The following is a 16339-nucleotide window of genomic DNA, read 5'->3' on the forward strand; positions in this document are numbered from 1 at the left end:
ATGGCCGGGGAAACGCCGCGGCTCGGACTGGGAACCTTCGAGCGGGGCGACGATTGGGACCACACCGACACGGTCGAGACGCTCGACGAGCACGCGATCGTCCGCGGACCTATCGCCGAGCGGCCCGCGGCGGGCGAGTATGACGACGAACTCTACCACGCGACCGATCAGGGGATCACGTGGCGCTGGGACGCCGAGAGCGAGGACTGGACGTACTTCAGCGGGCAGGGAAGCGCCGACCGGCCGGTGCCGGGAACGAGCCACTTCGAAGCGGCGACGATCGGCTCCCTCCGAACCGCGGAGTCGCCCGTCTGGAACGTCGAGGCACACGGCATCGAGGGCGACGGGAAAACCGATGTCGGCGGTGCGGTCCACGACCTCCTCGAGACGGTCGCCCGGGCCGGTGGCGGTATCGTGTACTTCCCGCCCGGGCGATACCGCCTCGAGCGGACGCCGCTGGTGGGCGACGATACGATCCTGCTGGGCGCGGGGCGCTCGACCGTCTTCGACGGGCCGCGCCCCGAGGGCGAGGAGGGGCGGGCGCTCCTGTCCAATAGGGGCTACGACGAACCGGGGTACGGCGGCGCGTCGAACTGGGGCGTGTGCAACGTCCGGATCGACGCCCCGGACGCGACCGGGATCATGCCCGCACACGCGGACACCGTTCGATTGGAGAACATCTACGGCGACGCCATCTACTACCATCACATCGACGTCGTCTCGTCGAAGAACGTCGTCGTCGACGGCTACTGGGCGACCCGCGGCGGCGACGGGGATTCGGACGCGCCGGTGCAGTTCGACAACCAGAACGCGGGAACGGGCGCGAACAGCGTGTGGGACGGGTCGGAGGATACGCTCGTCGCGGCCGACGATACGCCGACACGGAACTGCACCCTTACGAACTTCGAAATCGATCCGGCGAACGACCCCGACTACGGCGTCCACCTCCATCGCGACGGAAACGAGTCGATCACGATCGCAGACGGCTACATCACCGGCTGCGAGCATTCGGCGATCAGGGCCGACACCGGTGGACGACTCGAGGACCTGACCATCGACGGCGTCTCGTGTCGCGAAAACGCGCGGGGGATCTCGCTGGGGCGCGTCGAGAGCGGCCGGCGGCATCTGACGATCGATAACGTCACCATCAGGACCGATGACGACGATCTGGCCGCCGGATCGGGACTGTACGCGAGCGGGTTCGACGAGGCCGCGATTTCGAACGTCATCGTCGACGGCGCGTTCACGAACGCGATCCTCTTCGACGACATGGCGGACCTGAAACTGAGCCAGATCACGGCGACCGGGCCGAAACATCAGGGGTTCCGGTTCCGCGAAAACGTCGATGCGACGCTCACCACCGCTCGAGCGGCGAACTGCGGCACCGTCGGGATCTACGCGGGCCCCGGCAGCAGCGTCGCCTACGGGGGCGTCACCTTCGATAACGTCGGGACCGAGGTCGATATCGACGGCGAGACTCGAGAGTGGGTCACATCGTGAGCGACGCGATCTCGCTCGATGATACTCCGGTTGAGACTGCCATCGCTGCTGCTAATTGACTTTCACAAATACATTGATAGACCAGCCGTCGAAATCGCGGTGTATGCCCGAAGCAGACACCGACGAGCAGCTCGATCAGTTCTGCCGGCTCGTCGAGGAAGAGACCGGAGAAGAACCGCTCCCTGACCCGTACATCGGCGACATCTGTTGGGTTATGATTCACCATCCGATCGAGTTCCACGGCGAGACGTTTACTGCCGAGTTCGATATCAACCTCTCTGAAGATGGCGTCACACCGCAGTGGGGTGAAATCCGAATCGACCTCCCTGACGAGGAGCGCGAGGCAATTCTAGAAGACGTCGGAAGTCGACTCGAGTACTCCGAGGGCGATGAAGCACTCTACGAATTCTCGGCATCGGAAGATCAGATTCCAGAGCTGATGGAAGACCTCCGGAAGGTCCACGCTGAGATCTACGGGTAACCAACCTCGTTCCGCAGTGAGAGGACAGCGCCCTCATTTAACGCGGACCCTGTATTTGACTCTCGCGCGATAACAGCTCAGATGCATCCGAAAAGCCTCGCTGTCGCTCGGCGTTTTGAGAGTGCGGGAAAGGTAGTGGGCCGGCGCGAACTCGAATCACGCGAGACTCGCGGTGCTCGTCTCGCTTGCTCTCGTTCGCTTCGCTCACGAGAACGCGGGTACGGCCACCCGAAGGCCGTCGCTGAAGGAACGAATGTGGGGAAAAGTGGGCGGCGCGAATTCGAACTGGGCAAGACGGTCGCGCTCCCTTCGGTCGCGCGCTGCGACTTGCTGGCTCGAATTCGCTTGGCGAAACGACTTCCCCGCACTCGGAACGCCTCGCTGTCGCTCGGCGTTCGGAGAGTGCGGGAAAGGTAGTGGGCCGGCGCGAATTCCACCAGCGTTTCCGCAATGCGATTTCGCGGTTCGGTGCTCGCCGCCGACAAACCGCGTCGGCGGCTGCGCTCCGCTTCCACCATGTGGGCCACCCGGCAAATGGTGTAGAACCGGGACATCGGGCGCGCGCTCGCTCCGCCCCTCCCCCTCACAGCGGAGTCAACAATGACTGACCCTGAGGACTTGCAACCACTCGACCCCCGAGAGGCGGTACAGATGTACAAGCAAGATCGGGAACGCGAGCTATCCGATGCGACGCTGCAATCGCACGGCTACCGGTTAGAACGGTTCCTCGAATGGTGCGGAATTGAGGATATCGACAACCTGAACAACGTCACCGGGCGTGATCTGCACCGGTTCAAACTGTTCCGTAAAGCGCAGGTGAATGACGTAACGCTCAAGTCTCAGATGGACACACTACGCGTGTTCATCCGATTCTGTCAAAGTGTGGACGGCTGTATCGATGGATTGTCGGAGTCAATCAACTCCCCGTCGCTCGGTGATCCAGACAACCGTGGAACAGACGTACTTCCGCGAGAGAAGGCTGAGGCGATTCTCGCGTACTACGATAAGTACCGATACGGTCGTGTTGAGCACGCACTCTTCCGATTACTATGGGAGTCCGGGATGAGAATGGGCAGCGCCCGTGGGATTGACTTAGAGCACTATCATCCTCGTGAAGAGTACGTTGAGGTGCGCCACAACCCGAATACTGACACACCGCTCAAGAATGCGGAGAACGGTGAACGCGATGTCGCTTTGTCGTCGCGGACGTGCCGACTTCTCAACGACTACATTGAGGAGTACCGGTGGGATCGACGCGACGAGTTCGACCGGCGGCCGCTGTTCACTACGAAGCACGGGAGAGTCACGAAAAACACGATTCGGAACTGGACGTACCGGATTACGCGGCCGTGCACGTTTGGCCGGGAATGCCCGCATGACCGTACCCCGGAAGATTGTGAAGGGATGGACAACATGCGCGCGTCGAAGTGCCCGAGTTCGACGGCACCGCATTCAATCCGTCACGGTGCTATCACGGATTACCTGAATCGGGATATTGACGCGAACGTAGTGTCAGATCGCCTAAATGTAGGTATGGATACAATATCGGAGCACTACGACCACCGATCAACACAAGAGAAAATGAATATCCGACGACAACACCTGGACTTCTAACGTTCACAGTCTCGACATTGGCATCGTTCGCCACCCTACTCTTCAAGGACCGAGTCGGTATTCGACGGCATTAGCTACATCAACTGTCGTTGAATAGCAATTTCCGTCGTACACCGGGTGTTCGCTGTCGCTCCAAAAATCCAGAATCAATCTAGTCTATGGGTCGTTGAACTCAGCTATTTCTACCATAGATCAAGGACGTCATACGGCGGTTCTCATGTCCCTTGTTTTTCAATCTCCATTAACTCAATAAGGGGCAAACAGATAACGGAACAGCGACCAAATTATCTGTGAAACAGAATAAATTGCGTGCTGAATATAGAGGTTGAGTCTCTCAGGATGGCCCCGTTTATTTCCCTTTCTCGTCGCTGGATTAACCGAACAATAGGAGTGCGAATGTAACGAAGACAGTTTGTCCCTCCAACCTCGAACTGGGGATGAATGGACACGAAGAACTGGCTCCAACGGCGTCAGGTCGCCGTCTATGCGGTCGCGGTCATATTGGCGATAGGTGTCGCCGTGGGGCGTCCCGAGTCGGACTCCTTCCTTGAGGGGCTTATCGACCCCGTGCTGGCGGTTCTCCTCTATGTGACCTTTCTTGAGATCCCGTTCGTTCGACTCCGCCGTGCGTTCACCAACGGGCGATTCATGGCGGCGGCGCTCGGGATGAACTTCCTCATCGTCCCCGTCGTCGTCTGGGGACTCACCCGGTTTCTTCCCCCGGAGCCAGTCATCCTGGTAGGCGTGTTCATGGTTCTCCTGACCCCCTGCATCGACTACGTCATCACCTTCGCGGAACTCGCGGGCGGTAACTCCGAACAGATAACCGCGACGACGCCAGCCCTGATGCTCGTCCAACTCCTGCTGCTCCCGATGTATCTCTGGCTGTTCATGGGTGCGGAGGTCGCCGAGGTCATCGAAGCTGGGCCGTTCATCGAGGCGTTCCTGATAATCATCGCTCTCCCGTTGACGCTGGCGTGGCTCACGGAAGTGTGGGCGGAACGCTCTCCGAAAGGCGAGTCCTGGCAGGAAACGATGGGGTGGCTTCCCGTCCCGATGATGGGCGCAACCCTGTTCGTCGTCATCGCCTCCCAACTCCCTCGCGTACAGGATTCACTCAGCCAGATTACAGTCGTCGTCCCGGTGTATGTTGCGTTCCTCGTCATTATGCCCGTCCTCGGGCGGGTGGCGGCTGGCGTGTTCCAGATGGACGTGGGGGAGAGTCGCACGCTCGTGTTCACTGCTGTCACTCGGAACTCGCTGGTCGTTCTCCCGTTGGCGCTGGCACTCCCAGCCGGATACGAGCTGGCTCCTGCCGTCGTCGTGACACAGACGCTCGTCGAACTGTTGGGGATGGTCGTTCTCACACGGGTCGTTCCGGCGGGGCTTGTCCCGGAACGTCCCTCGCGGATTCCACTCTCCAACAGCGTACGAGGCGATTAAGCACCCACACTCTTGCGGCTGGGCAAGCAACGACTACGTATGAAAGTTGCGTTCGTCTGTGTCGGGAACGCTGGACGGAGCCTGATGGCGACTGCCTTCGCAGAACGTGAACGAGATGAGCGTGGGATAGACGTGGAGATTGTAACTGGAGGTGTTGATCCAGCCGATAGCGTCCACGACGAGGTTGTTGCGGTCATGCAGGAGGATGGTATCGATATTAGTGATCGGACGCCGCGAGAGATCACGCCAGCGGACATTGAACATGCGGACTATGTCGTGACGATGGGGTGTTCTGTCGATCAGTTCCGTCCGGACAAGTGGGATGGGGAGGCACGTCGATGGGAGTTAGAGGAATCGGCTGGAGAGACACTCGCGTCTTATCGAGCGGTTCGTGATGAAATCCGTGAGCGAGTTCAGGCGTTCTTCGATGAGATCGAGCAGTCGTCCCATCGCGCGTGATATTCTCTCCACCTGTAAGTAACATCAAGGTCGAGTAGGTAGCACGAACGAGTTTGTCGAGCGCGCGCTGTATGCAGCACAGCTTCTGAAATCCATTATTGAGTGAGGATTCAACAAGGCCTAGTCAACAGAAAGTCCCCCTAGTTATAGTTCAAAGATATCTTCTACTGGCTCGTCTTCTTTAGAGATAGAGAGGACGAGGTCTTCGACCAGCTCTTGGTTTGCCTGGTGGATATTCAATCCGTGTTCCTGCTCTATCCGATAGTATTCCTTGATCAAGAGAGCAAGGTATTCACGAGCGTGCTTAACGAACTGGAACTTGGCAATACGCTCGCCAGCGTCTGTTTCCTGCAGGAGATAACCTGGTAGTTTCTCCAAGTTCGCCGCGTTGATGTCTTCTACCTTTTTATCCTCATGGACGATCTTGTTCCTGGCTTCTCGGAGTACATCGAAAAAGTAGTAGACGTCAATCGGGTCGCCGACGCGGTCTCTCAGCAGGATGGCTGCACCGACCGGCATCCGAAAACTCGTCCCTCCCTTGGCTCCTTTCATCAGCAGGGATTCAAGCGCGATGTGGCAGTTCAGGATGTGGTCCTCGGTATGGCCGGGAAGGTAAGTCCGATTGTACCGTCGGATCGGGCGGTCGAACGTCTCTGAGGTCAGTAGGTCTGCTTTCTGCTCCCAGAATGCATTAGCGAACGACCGCGCCCCAATCTCGTCGAGCGAGAACCGGTGGATGTTCCTGTAATCGATATCGCAGTCAGGGTGTCTACGCACCCTTACTACCCCTTCAGCTCCCTTTCTGTACGTGATCCAGTCGTCTCTAAGTGCAAAAATCGGTCCGAACCAGATGTTGTCTTCCTGCGGTTCCGACAGCCGGAGGCCGTTCACAACCTTTCGAGCGATATTTACGGAGATGTCGCCGGCTTGTTCAGCCAAGAGGTCGAGGACGTGGAGTTCTGTGGCGTCGTTGTTGATTTCGACCGTGAACCGGAGCCGGCCTTCCCATCCCAGTTTTGTGGGTTCTCCATAGAGTCCTTTGAGACTCTTGTTCTGTAGGGCAGCCATCTCTGGAGCATCTATCCTATCGAGACTGAAGTCGGAGGTAACCGTCAAGAGATATTCTTCGTCCCGGTATTCAGGGGACTGTGGGGTGAAGGTAACTGGTTCACTGTTTCCCGCAAGGCCAGGTATCGGAACGAGTATGTCGAGAGTCAGGGAGCTGTCGAAGTGAAATCCGATTTTGTCGGTAAAAGCCTGCTCGTAGGCATCTTCGTCAAAGCTGTAGCTTCCCACGTAGTTGAAAACAGAGTTAGTGAAGCTCCGAAACTTGTATTCATAGGCTGATTTCGTGTTGGTCCGGGTGAGGGGGACCTCATCTTTGGATTCTACTAACCATTCTGCGCAGTCCTCAAAGTGGGAGATATCATCATAGTCAACCAGATCTTCAAGGCCTTGAGCAGGGACGGGGACTTCGGCCAGATCCGTGCCACCTTCCTCGGTCGGGACGACGACTTCGTGAGTCGGACTGATGCCCTGTTCTTCGGCTGCTTTCCGAACCGTGTCTGTATAATCCCTTACCGCAGGACGTAGCTTCCCTTTCAGCTCCTCCGGCGAAACCATTGTATCCAGGGTTGTGGCTCTCCGGGCTTCAAAACCGGGTGTAAGATAATCTCTGGCACAAGATTAGCGATGCATCACAGTGCACGTAGGTGAGATGGTTCTTCCAGTTCTAACCGGAGAGAGGGATAACAGTTGTAGTCAATACCGTTGTCGTCGAGCGTTTCCAACGCGATCTCCTCAGCGCGCTCGTTCCACTCTGGCATCTCTTTTTCTAGGAGGTCTCGCGTAACTACGACGACTACAGAGTCGGTAGGCGGGTAGCCGGTGTTGCGGTCTGCGAGCGTTTCGTCGTCGCCGCAGTCCCAGTCGGTGATTGTATCGTCAGGAAGGTTGACGACGATCAGGTCTTCTGGGTCCTCGTCTTCCTGTGGTTCGGCTTCCCGGTCGTGGACGATGTCGCCGTAGATGAATTCGAATTCATCTAGTTCGTCGTCCTCAGTGTCGTCACGTTCCTCGGAATCGGACTCTGGCTCTGAGTCTCCTTCCGTTCTCGGGTGCTCGTCCTCTTGGTCTTCCTCGTCGGACTCGGCGTCTTCTTGCGGTGCGTCGTCCGGTTTAGAATCGGCTGGAACGCCAATCACGCCACCGCCTCCGCCACCGCCGCTCTCTCGCGTCTCATCAGGATTGTCAGCGGCATCCGGGTCGGTACTCGGTGTCTCTTCGTCGTCACGCTCTGACTGGGTGGCGTCCCCGATTCCAGTCTGCTGGGTGTCATCAGCCTCTGGTTGGTTCTCTGGCAGCTCCTCGTCGTCGTCATCTCTGTACTGTTCTGGCGGACTTCCAGTTCGGTTACCCATAGTTATGTCTCCGTAGGATTGCTCGTAAGACGCGTCTCGGTGCTTTCCTGAGCGAAGTCGCCGAGTTCGGCTTGGACGCTGAACAGCGCCTTGTTTGTCTCGGCTGCCCAGTCGCTGTACTTCTGACGGCTAAATCCGACTCCACTCGCCTGGCAGTTCTCAAGCCACTGATTGACGCCAGTCGCAGCGACGACTTCTCGCGGACAGTCTCGCAGAGTGTCCTTAGCCAGCCGCCCGATGAGCAGAACCCCGGTTGGATTGACGACATCAACGAGCCGAGTGACATCAGCGACGACCATCTGTCCAGACGGGTACTGGGTGACGTCGAACGCGCAGTACGACAGCCCAAGGTCCCTGAAGGTCTCGCGGCACCGCTCGAAGTGCCATTCTTCCCAGCCCTTTGCGATGGGGATGATCCGTGTCGGTAGGTCGCTCCGTACCCGGACACGCTCGGTGACCTCGCGCGTCCACCGCAGGCACTTATCGATCTCTTCAAGTTGTTCGCGCTTGGTCATCGTGTCTTCGTACACCCACCGATCACTCGGAATGTAGAACGCGGGTTTGAGTGCTTCAATGCGCTCAACCTCGTCGTCTGGCCGTCGGCCGTACAGCAGATCGTCGTCCTCAACGTTGGCGAGGATGAGCTTCTGCTGGGACGAGAGCATCGCGTCCATAGCTGCTGGACGATTTACGAACCAGGCGGCATTGGTGAAGGTCGTAAAGAGGAACGGCGCATCATTGTGACCGCCAAAGAGCCGGCGGTGATGCTTGTCTCTCGGTTTGAACTTCGGGATGGCTCCATGGGGTAACTCGTCGGCTGGCATGAGTAATTGTGCGACTAGATGGGGGTCTCCAGCTGGAGCGACGTTTTCACCGCGTCAGTGTCTGAGAACCGATTCACGTCCGGAATAAGGGTGGCAGCAGCATTATATATCAGGATACACACTCAATCACGAGTGTTTAAGCGTATGACTAGAAACATTTATTGAGGAAACCTCATTTGTGGTTGCTATGAGTCGAGGGGAACAGTCGCTTGAGAAAGCCGATGCGCCTCTTCAGGACGTTATGGGCTGGGGGAAGAATCACGCAGCGGCGTACCGGTGTCTAGTTGACAAAGGCCCCTTGGAAGCCGGTGAGGTCGTCGTACGAACTGATGTCCCACGCGGCCGCATCTACGACGTGCTGGAAGACTTAGTTGAGGAAGGAGTTGTTACGTTCCGTGAGCGGAATCCGCGACGATACAACGCACAGAATCCGGAAGGTCTCATCCAAGAGCGAAAAGAGGATTTCGACGACAAGGCGAGCGAACTTATCGAAACACTGGGAAACGCTTACCAGCTCAATCTGCCGGACGAATCGGGTGACTCTGCGTGGATTCTCGGTGGTCGGTCCGGCACAGTTCGAAAGCTCCGAGAACTACTGGAAGAGGCTGAGGACAGCGTGAGAGCACTAGAACCCGATCCTCGATGGTGCGAAACGAGTGATCATCGAGTGTTTGAGAAACTTCACAGAGAGGACGTTAAGCTGAAACCCATAATTTGGAGCGCACGTCAGGACACGTTAGAAGAGATCGCGTCGTTCAACTACCCCGTCTGGGAGCACGATGATCTCAACAAGATGTTCTACGTGATCGATGGGAAGCACGTCGTTTTCCAAATGGGCGGCGAGACAGGGGTCGTGTTCTCGGATGCTACCATAGCAAAGGTTTTTGCCAGAGAGTTCGAAGAGACATTTAGGCACGCCGAAGAGTTCGACTTCAACGATGCATAGGAAACTGCTCCCACTCGCCCTGATGTACGCTGGCGATGGCGAGCCCATCGAGGGTCGGACACGTCTACAGAAGCTCGTTTTCCTGATGCAGAAGCGTCTAGAAGAAGCAGGGGAAGACCCGCTTCAGTCGGACGATTATGAGTTCGTTCCGTACGACTACGGTCCGTTCTCCAAGGAACTCTACGACGATTTGGACGAGACCATAGCACGCGGTATGGTTGAAGACCGCGAAGAAGATCTTGGTGAGGACAAGGTAAAGTACGACTACGAGATTCAAGACCAGGGCAAGCAGTGGGTCGGGGACCAGCTCTCGAAAGAAGAAGCGCAACGTATTCTCGAACTTGCCGAGGAGATTAAAGATGAGTACGGTGACGTCTATCTCTCGGATCTAATTGATGAAGTGTACTCACGGTATCCGAAATACGCTGAGAATAGCATCTACTGACCTGACGATCTTTAGAACAGTTGTAACCGGAGGGTCAATTCCGCGAGCGCGTAGGTAGGAGTAGATGGGCATAATCGACGAGCATTGCGACCAAAGATCCAGTCGAGTCAAAATGAACTTCCGACGGCAGCATCTAGACCTCCGACCGCCTGATTCGATTACTCCCTAGGCGGTGTACAGTCATTACTTTGGAGAAACCCAGTGAGACTATTGTGTTCCGTTGAATCACCGATATTAAGATGAGCACAAGGAAATTACTGTCAAAATTCATTCCAAGCGTCTGGCAGGGATATCGAGAACGAAGTCGTATCAAGGCAAAACATCTGAATAATCTCAATAAATTGAGGAAGAGTGAAGATCTCTATGCAGATTTTGAAGAGAACGAGGTGTATACACTGGGACATTGGGCTGGGACCAGACATAGTCAAACCTTAGAAGAGATACGATCTGAGGGAACAGTTCAGTCGGACATGAGTTATCGCATTCCGTCCGACCAAAGTAGAGACCGTATAGAAAATCTCACAGAAAGTACCGTCAGGCGAATTCGAGTTAAGAATGTACTCTCATTTGTCTCAATACTCCTTTTTTCATTGCTCCTTCTCGCCGTTGTATCAGGAGTTAGTACTGCAGTCGCAACCTACATCACTTGCTAGCTGCTTGGTTCGGTGTTTTCAGGCATCAAGCGCCAGATCTGGTATGGACCAATCTGCGATTGATAGACATCTCTTCTTTTATAAAATACATAATACGTCTCTTTTTCACCTTCTTCGAGTTCCTCTTCCCAAGTAACTGCATGAGGTATGTGAGTATACTTGCTTACGTTGATTATTACAATACTCTCTCCATCATAGGAGACCTCTCGGCTACTGTATTCTGGTACCGGTTCAGTATGTTGTTCAAGAATTTCAGCAACCTGTCTTGGCGCTTCTTCTGCATCCGACAAACCACAGATATTACCGCTACGTTCTATGCCAAGTAAAATCACCCCACCGTCATGATTTCCCAGAGCGGTACAGAACTTGGCAAATTCAATCTCATCCTCAGGAATGGAAGGAAGAAACTCAAAATACTCCGAAACTCCCTCGTCAATGATTTCTGGAAGAGTGCGCTCGTTGTAGATAAAGTCCGGCTCTGGGGATTCACCGCTCATTCTTCGCTCCGCTCCTCGTAATAGGGTACGAGAGTCTCGTCAAGCGAAAACTGAACATCTACACCTCGTTCCGAAAGGTCTTCTGCCACCTCCTTAAAGAAGTCCTCGGGTGGATACTTTTCTTCAGTTGGTCTGGTTTCCCACTCACTATACAACTCTGAAACCTTGTGAACAAAGTAGATCGAAAGCAAAACTCTGATGAGGTCTTTCGCGTCTGCGATATCGAATTGCGACTTGATCTGAATCCGACCGCTAGTTGAGATATTGGCAGCGTACTGATAGTCACCGAGTCGGAAATCCCCTCCAATCATGGTCAGGGTTTTTCCTCGTAGTATCTTCATCAGATCGCGTAAAACTGATTCTGAAACAGTAACGTCCCTAGATTCGGTAAATCGTTGAATTTCTGCTGGAGCACCGGACTTGTTTCTTGTTTCAGCGTCAGAAAGTCGATTAATAGTTAGATCTGGATCAATGTCTTCTTGCCTATAGTGCTTGTAGAACATCCAGAGCAAAAACCGGAAATCAAATTCAATTTGATTGATTCTAACGCCACCCCCAATCGCACGGCCGATATCCTCCTTCGCATGGTCTGTATCGGTTTTTGACCCTCTTAGGAAGAGATAATCTGGGAAGACCCAATAAAGATCAACTTCGTTTATTGATCTGGTGGATACGTTCCGTAGCTCACCTTCGACAAGAGCTTCCTGAGTCTCATATTCTTCATACTTGTACCGAATTAAAAGTGTGTCATCACTTAGTCCACGAAGTTCTACAGGAAGAGCGTCCTCCTCATAGGCAGCTTCGCCAATTTTACAAACTTCATACCCTGAACCGGGATGTTCTGGGCTTCCTTTTTCGAACGCAGGAAGCCTTTCTACGACAGTATCAAGATCAAGTTCATCGTCACGAATCGTTGTCCTGTAAATGCCGTTGAAGATCAGCCTGCCTTGGTAGGTGAACGGATGTTCGATACTACTCATTCAAATCAAAAATCAGAGTCCCAGATTAATAGTGTTCGGGAGTCCTCTATGGAGATTGGACCAAACAAAGAGACATACCGCCCATAGTGAGGGGGAAGACGATTTTATCGCGTAACGCTGGTCACCAAAATTCTACGGTGTCCTACGTGTTACCTTGTCACCAGATCCATCGACTGAACCGGTTTCCCACCTTCCCCGTCGCGTATTTTGAGTGGGTACTCGTACGTCTGCCCGTCAACGTGCCCCTCCAGGTACACTAACAGGACAATCGAAAACCGGTACACGGACACGTCGTCTGCCCGGAGAACGTTCTCCTCGAGATTGTAATCATGCTCAGCGCACGGAATGTCCCGTAGCTCAACGCGGACGTCGTCCGGTACATCGAATTGAATTGCGAAGGAATCCAGTCGTTCAGAGATTGTGACACCGCCCCGAAGCTCGCATTCACCGTCCCGTAGGATCGCTTCACCGCGGCTTTCAGCGACCTTATCCGGTTCTTTCTCCCCATCGACAGTTGCAATCGGTGTGAGATCGATTTGAATCCCGAACGGACGGTAGGCAAGGTAGTACCCAGCGGCAGGGACGATGTACATCCCAGCCGCGGATACCGCGACCGGTGTCGAGCTGAGGACCGACGAGGCAATCCAGAGGACGGTGCCGAGAATCCCGCTCCCCCACGCGAGTATCGACGATTTGTACTCAGACAAGAACGGGCGGAATTCAGCGCGTAGATGGACGATACTGAGAAAATCCCATGCCATAGTCGGTAGAACTAGTCAGACTCCGCGATCACGTCGCGCTCAAAGAGTTGAACGAGATATTCAGTAGCCTTTGAGACGTCGCTATGGACGGACAGCGTCCCGTCAGTGTACCGGGTGAGGATTTGCTCCCCCTCGTAGGAGAACACGACTGTCGCCGCTTCAATTGGGTACTGTTCAATCTCAAGCCCGGTATCGCGGGGTTCGGACCCTAACTCTTCGAACGAGATTTCGGTGCCTTGGTCTCCGATCAGGGTGAGCTCAATGATTTTGTCGGCATTGTTCAGGAAATCCCAGAGGCGCTCACGGTGCACAGTCAACGACCGGTAAATCTTCACATCGTCCGATGAGAGGGTGTTGAGTTTCTGTATCACCGATTCAACCGATGGCAGGTCAACTTCCGTATCCAGAATGAATAGGTTCGACTGGTCGCGGAATTCGAATTCGAGCTCAATGTCCCGGCCACCGCCCCACATAGCATCCTCAGAGTATTCAATGACACCGCTGTACGCCGACTGCCCGTCGAAGGGGTACTCGTCGCAGAGACCGCTAACCGTCCGCTCGTCTACGTCTGAAAGGCTGAATACGTTGGTTGAGAGGTCGGACAGTTTCTGGAATCGCTGTCCGTTGCCCGGGATTCGCGTTCGACGGAGACTACTTGATCCCATACATTACCTCGCCCAGTTAGCCGTACGAGTGGGACGATTACGAGTACTTCGGCCCCGGCACTTTCGCACAGTCATTGGAACTCAGCGATTCCGGATTGCCGTTCTTTGTACTCCTCTCGGTTCCCCTTTTGACGGTACCGTCTGATCACTTCATCGACGGGGAACGTGATTTCCGCGCCTTGGCGTTCACATTCATCGTATAGGCTTTGGAAGAATTCCACTGGCGGGTACTTGTCTTCTGAGGGGAGGGACTGCCAGTGGTCGTACACAGCGAGTAACTCCTTTAAGAAGCACACGGACAACGCCATGCGTTCCAAGTGATTCGACCCTTCAATATCCTGTTCGGCTTTGATGTGGATCCGCCCGCCGGTTTCGACTCGGGCGGCGACAAACTTCCCGTGCATCCCGAAAATCCCTTCGACGAAATCCATTTCCTTCCCGCGGAGAATCCCCATTAGAATCGTCGTAGCTTTGGCGATATCCGTCGAGTCGTCCACCCGGTTACTTCGGCCGAAGCGGTCTTCTTCTCCTTCGATACGGGCGTTGCTGAGGAGTTTCGCGGAGAGTTCATCACCGAGCTGTTCGCCGTTCTTGTACTGGGAGAGAATCCACAACAGGAAATCTGAAGCGAACCCGATTTCCCGCGTTCTAATGTAATCACCGAGTTTTGATTCGATGAGACTCCCTGCCTGCCGTGCTTCGGTCTTGTTACCCTTGATGACCAAGTAGTTCGGGGAATCCCAGTAGACGTCCACGCTATCCGTTGTTCGCACGTTGCGGTACTCGGTTCCGTCCCCATTCTCCGATTCCACTTCGCGTTCGTTCCACTGCTCGTACCGGTACCGGATTCCGTGGATATCCTCTGACTCTGATTTAATTTGCCGGCTGATATCCGGCGAAGGAGAGACTCGTTCAGCGAAATCCAGCATGTGATAACCACTGCCAGGTTCCTCGTTAGTCCCGCGAGTGAAATCCTTAAGACCATCTTCAACGGTCGTCTCTAAGTCAAAATCCGGGTCAAGAATCTCGGTGGAATACAACCCATTGAACACTAACCGACCGTCGTAAGAATACGAACCATTAGATCGCGGGTTACTCATTGTCTGCCTTTTGTACTGGGGATCTGTAAATAACTACTCCGCAGAATGAAAGTGTTATACCACCGAACTGAGTTGGGAGTCGCTGCATCCAGCGGGACCCAGATCCAGTCACGACTGCGAACGTCACAGTACATCCGATCATGATCCGCCATCCCCGTGAAACGTGTTCCGTACTCAGCTATTAGCTCACGTCCTTGGCTTTATCGCGTTCATGGAGTTCAATCTGGATTTGCTCTCCGGGCTTGAGGTTCGTACTGGCAATCAGGTCCGGATCCGGGTTGGACGCGAGTTCGAATGTAAACTCGCGGAGAATCGTTGCGAGAACGGTCTTCATTTCCATACGCGCGAATCGCATCCCGATGCAGTGCCGAGGGCCACCACCGAACGGGAAGTACGCGTACTCTGGGTAATCGGTGTCGCCCTCGAACCGATCCGGACGGAACGACTCGGGGTAGTCCCACCACGCTGGGTCACGGTGGACAGCCCACTGCGGCAAGACGAGGGTCGTACCCTCCGGAATGTGGTACCCCTCCAGTTCCACGTCCCTCGTCGCTTCACGGAAGAACATATACACTGGCGGGTAGAGGCGCAGTGCCTCGTTGATGACTCGTTCAGTCTGTTCGAGTTCCGAGAGGTCCTCGGCGGCCACCGCTTCACCACAGATGGTGTCGATTTCTTCTTGGAGGGCAGCTTGCTCCTCGGGGTGCTGGGCGAGACAGAGTAACGTGTATGTCAGTCCGAGCGCCGTCGTCTCGTGTCCGGCAAAGAGGAACGTGACCATATTGTCACGGAGTTCTTCCTGTGTCAGATCGCTCGCTTCGAGGAACCCCACGAGGATTGACAGCAGATCGTCACCGCGGTTCTCGGGCGGCTGCTGACGACGCTGTTGAGCCAGTTCATCAACAAAGGTCTGGAGGTTGTCGAGTTTCCGTCTGTATCGTCGATTCGTTGGTGTGGGAAGACGGTCCGGGAGGAAGGACCAGAACCGGCTCGTATCGAACCGGGCGAGGATTGCGTCCGATGCCTCCGAGACAACCGGGTTCTCGGTCACGTCAACACCGAACAGCGTCCGGCCAAGCACGTCCATCGTCGTCTTGGTCATCCAGTGGTTCACGTCGACAACCATCCCGTCGCGCCACTGTTCAACCGTCTCTTCCGCAGTGGCACGCATTTCGGGGACGTACGTGTTCAACCTGTTCCGGTAGAAGGCTGGTTGAACCTGTGTCCGTTGGTTCTGCCACTGTTCGCCACCAGTCACGAACAGTCCTTCGCCCATTGCGTCGGCGAGGTTTCGCGTCAACACCTCGCCTTTCTCGAATGCGTCGTGATCGTCGAGGAGCACCTGCTGGACGGCGTCAGGATGGGCAACCATGCACGCGTGCGTCCCAAACACTTCGTAACTTGCGACGCGACCGTGCTCGTCGCGTAGCTCTTCGAAAAACGCGAAGATGTCTCTGCTCAGATCGACGGTGTTGCCGATAACTGGGAGTCCACGCGGACCGGGTGGGTAGGTCACATCCGAGCTCATATGAACTCATTTTCGACACTCGG

General features: G+C 55.2%; 16 protein-coding genes. 7 read left to right on the forward strand and 9 right to left on the reverse strand.

Annotation, left to right across the window (positions count from 1 at the left end; genetic code table 11):
* The 5 genes from FEJ81_RS15020 (at nucleotide 1) to FEJ81_RS15040 (ending at nucleotide 5497) form a co-directional block, all read left to right on the forward strand.
* Nucleotides 1–1500 (forward strand): glycosyl hydrolase family 28-related protein, encoded by a 1500-nt coding sequence (locus tag FEJ81_RS15020; protein WP_138246049.1) that lies wholly within the window; start codon nucleotides 1–3, stop codon nucleotides 1498–1500.
* A 103-nt stretch (nucleotides 1501–1603) separates the two neighbouring features.
* Entirely contained in the window at nucleotides 1604–1981 is a 378-nt protein-coding gene (locus tag FEJ81_RS15025; protein ID WP_138246050.1) for a hypothetical protein, read from the forward strand.
* Between the two features lie 600 nt (nucleotides 1982–2581).
* Nucleotides 2582–3595 carry a tyrosine-type recombinase/integrase gene (locus FEJ81_RS15030; protein WP_138246051.1) on the forward strand — a complete coding sequence of 338 codons (1014 nt, stop codon included), beginning with the start codon at nucleotides 2582–2584 and terminating at the stop codon, nucleotides 3593–3595.
* Nucleotides 3596–4036: 441 nt separating this feature from the next.
* Entirely contained in the window at nucleotides 4037–5038 is a 1002-nt protein-coding gene (locus FEJ81_RS15035) for an arsenic resistance protein (protein ID WP_138246052.1), read from the forward strand.
* A gap of 39 nt (nucleotides 5039–5077) precedes the next feature.
* The gene (locus FEJ81_RS15040) at nucleotides 5078–5497 is read left to right on the forward strand and encodes an arsenate-mycothiol transferase ArsC (protein WP_138246053.1); all 420 of its coding nucleotides are present in this window, start codon (nucleotides 5078–5080) and stop codon (nucleotides 5495–5497) included.
* Nucleotides 5498–5641: 144 nt separating this feature from the next.
* On the opposite strand, the gene FEJ81_RS15045 is transcribed toward FEJ81_RS15040, so the two are convergent.
* The 3 genes from FEJ81_RS15045 to FEJ81_RS15055 form a co-directional block, all read right to left on the reverse strand.
* A complete protein-coding gene (locus FEJ81_RS15045) occupies nucleotides 5642–7120 on the reverse strand; it encodes a hypothetical protein (protein ID WP_138246054.1) in 1479 nt (492 codons plus the stop codon).
* A gap of 74 nt (nucleotides 7121–7194) precedes the next feature.
* Nucleotides 7195–7917, reverse strand: coding sequence for a hypothetical protein (locus FEJ81_RS23790; protein ID WP_229504724.1), 723 nt, complete (start codon nucleotides 7915–7917; stop codon nucleotides 7195–7197).
* A gap of 2 nt (nucleotides 7918–7919) precedes the next feature.
* Nucleotides 7920–8741, reverse strand: a complete 822-nt coding sequence (locus FEJ81_RS15055) for a hypothetical protein (protein ID WP_138246055.1) — start codon at nucleotides 8739–8741, stop codon at nucleotides 7920–7922.
* 187 nt (nucleotides 8742–8928) lie between these two features.
* Here FEJ81_RS15055 and FEJ81_RS15060 point away from each other — a divergent pair, with 187 nt between their 5' ends.
* Entirely contained in the window at nucleotides 8929–9687 is a 759-nt protein-coding gene (locus tag FEJ81_RS15060; protein WP_138246056.1) for a TrmB family transcriptional regulator, read from the forward strand.
* Nucleotides 9680–10132: a type II toxin-antitoxin system antitoxin SocA domain-containing protein gene (locus tag FEJ81_RS15065; RefSeq protein ID WP_138246057.1), complete on the forward strand. Its 453-nt coding sequence runs from the start codon at nucleotides 9680–9682 to the stop codon at nucleotides 10130–10132. The genes FEJ81_RS15060 and FEJ81_RS15065 overlap by 8 nt, the downstream gene beginning before the upstream one ends.
* 649 nt (nucleotides 10133–10781) lie before the next feature.
* Here FEJ81_RS15065 and FEJ81_RS15070 read toward each other — a convergent pair.
* From FEJ81_RS15070 to FEJ81_RS15095, 6 genes are all read right to left on the reverse strand, one after another.
* The gene (locus FEJ81_RS15070) at nucleotides 10782–11282 is read right to left on the reverse strand and encodes an AlbA family DNA-binding domain-containing protein (protein WP_138246058.1); all 501 of its coding nucleotides are present in this window, start codon (nucleotides 11280–11282) and stop codon (nucleotides 10782–10784) included.
* Entirely contained in the window at nucleotides 11279–12262 is a 984-nt protein-coding gene (locus tag FEJ81_RS15075; protein WP_138246059.1) for a hypothetical protein, read from the reverse strand. Before FEJ81_RS15075 ends, FEJ81_RS15070 begins: the two co-directional genes overlap by 4 nt.
* A gap of 149 nt (nucleotides 12263–12411) precedes the next feature.
* Nucleotides 12412–13023, reverse strand: a complete 612-nt coding sequence (locus tag FEJ81_RS15080; protein ID WP_138246060.1) for a hypothetical protein — start codon at nucleotides 13021–13023, stop codon at nucleotides 12412–12414.
* Nucleotides 13024–13034: 11 nt separating this feature from the next.
* The gene (locus tag FEJ81_RS15085; protein WP_138246061.1) at nucleotides 13035–13688 is read right to left on the reverse strand and encodes a hypothetical protein; all 654 of its coding nucleotides are present in this window, start codon (nucleotides 13686–13688) and stop codon (nucleotides 13035–13037) included.
* A 71-nt stretch (nucleotides 13689–13759) separates the two neighbouring features.
* Nucleotides 13760–14728, reverse strand: a complete 969-nt coding sequence (locus FEJ81_RS15090) for a hypothetical protein (protein WP_138246062.1) — start codon at nucleotides 14726–14728, stop codon at nucleotides 13760–13762.
* Between the two features lie 241 nt (nucleotides 14729–14969).
* Nucleotides 14970–16316 carry a cytochrome P450 gene (locus tag FEJ81_RS15095; protein WP_138246063.1) on the reverse strand — a complete coding sequence of 449 codons (1347 nt, stop codon included), beginning with the start codon at nucleotides 16314–16316 and terminating at the stop codon, nucleotides 14970–14972.
* Nucleotides 16317–16339 lie beyond the last annotated feature (23 nt).

Origin of the sequence: Natrinema versiforme (assembly GCF_005576615.1) — an archaeon.
Classification (GTDB): domain Archaea; phylum Halobacteriota; class Halobacteria; order Halobacteriales; family Natrialbaceae; genus Natrinema; species Natrinema versiforme_A.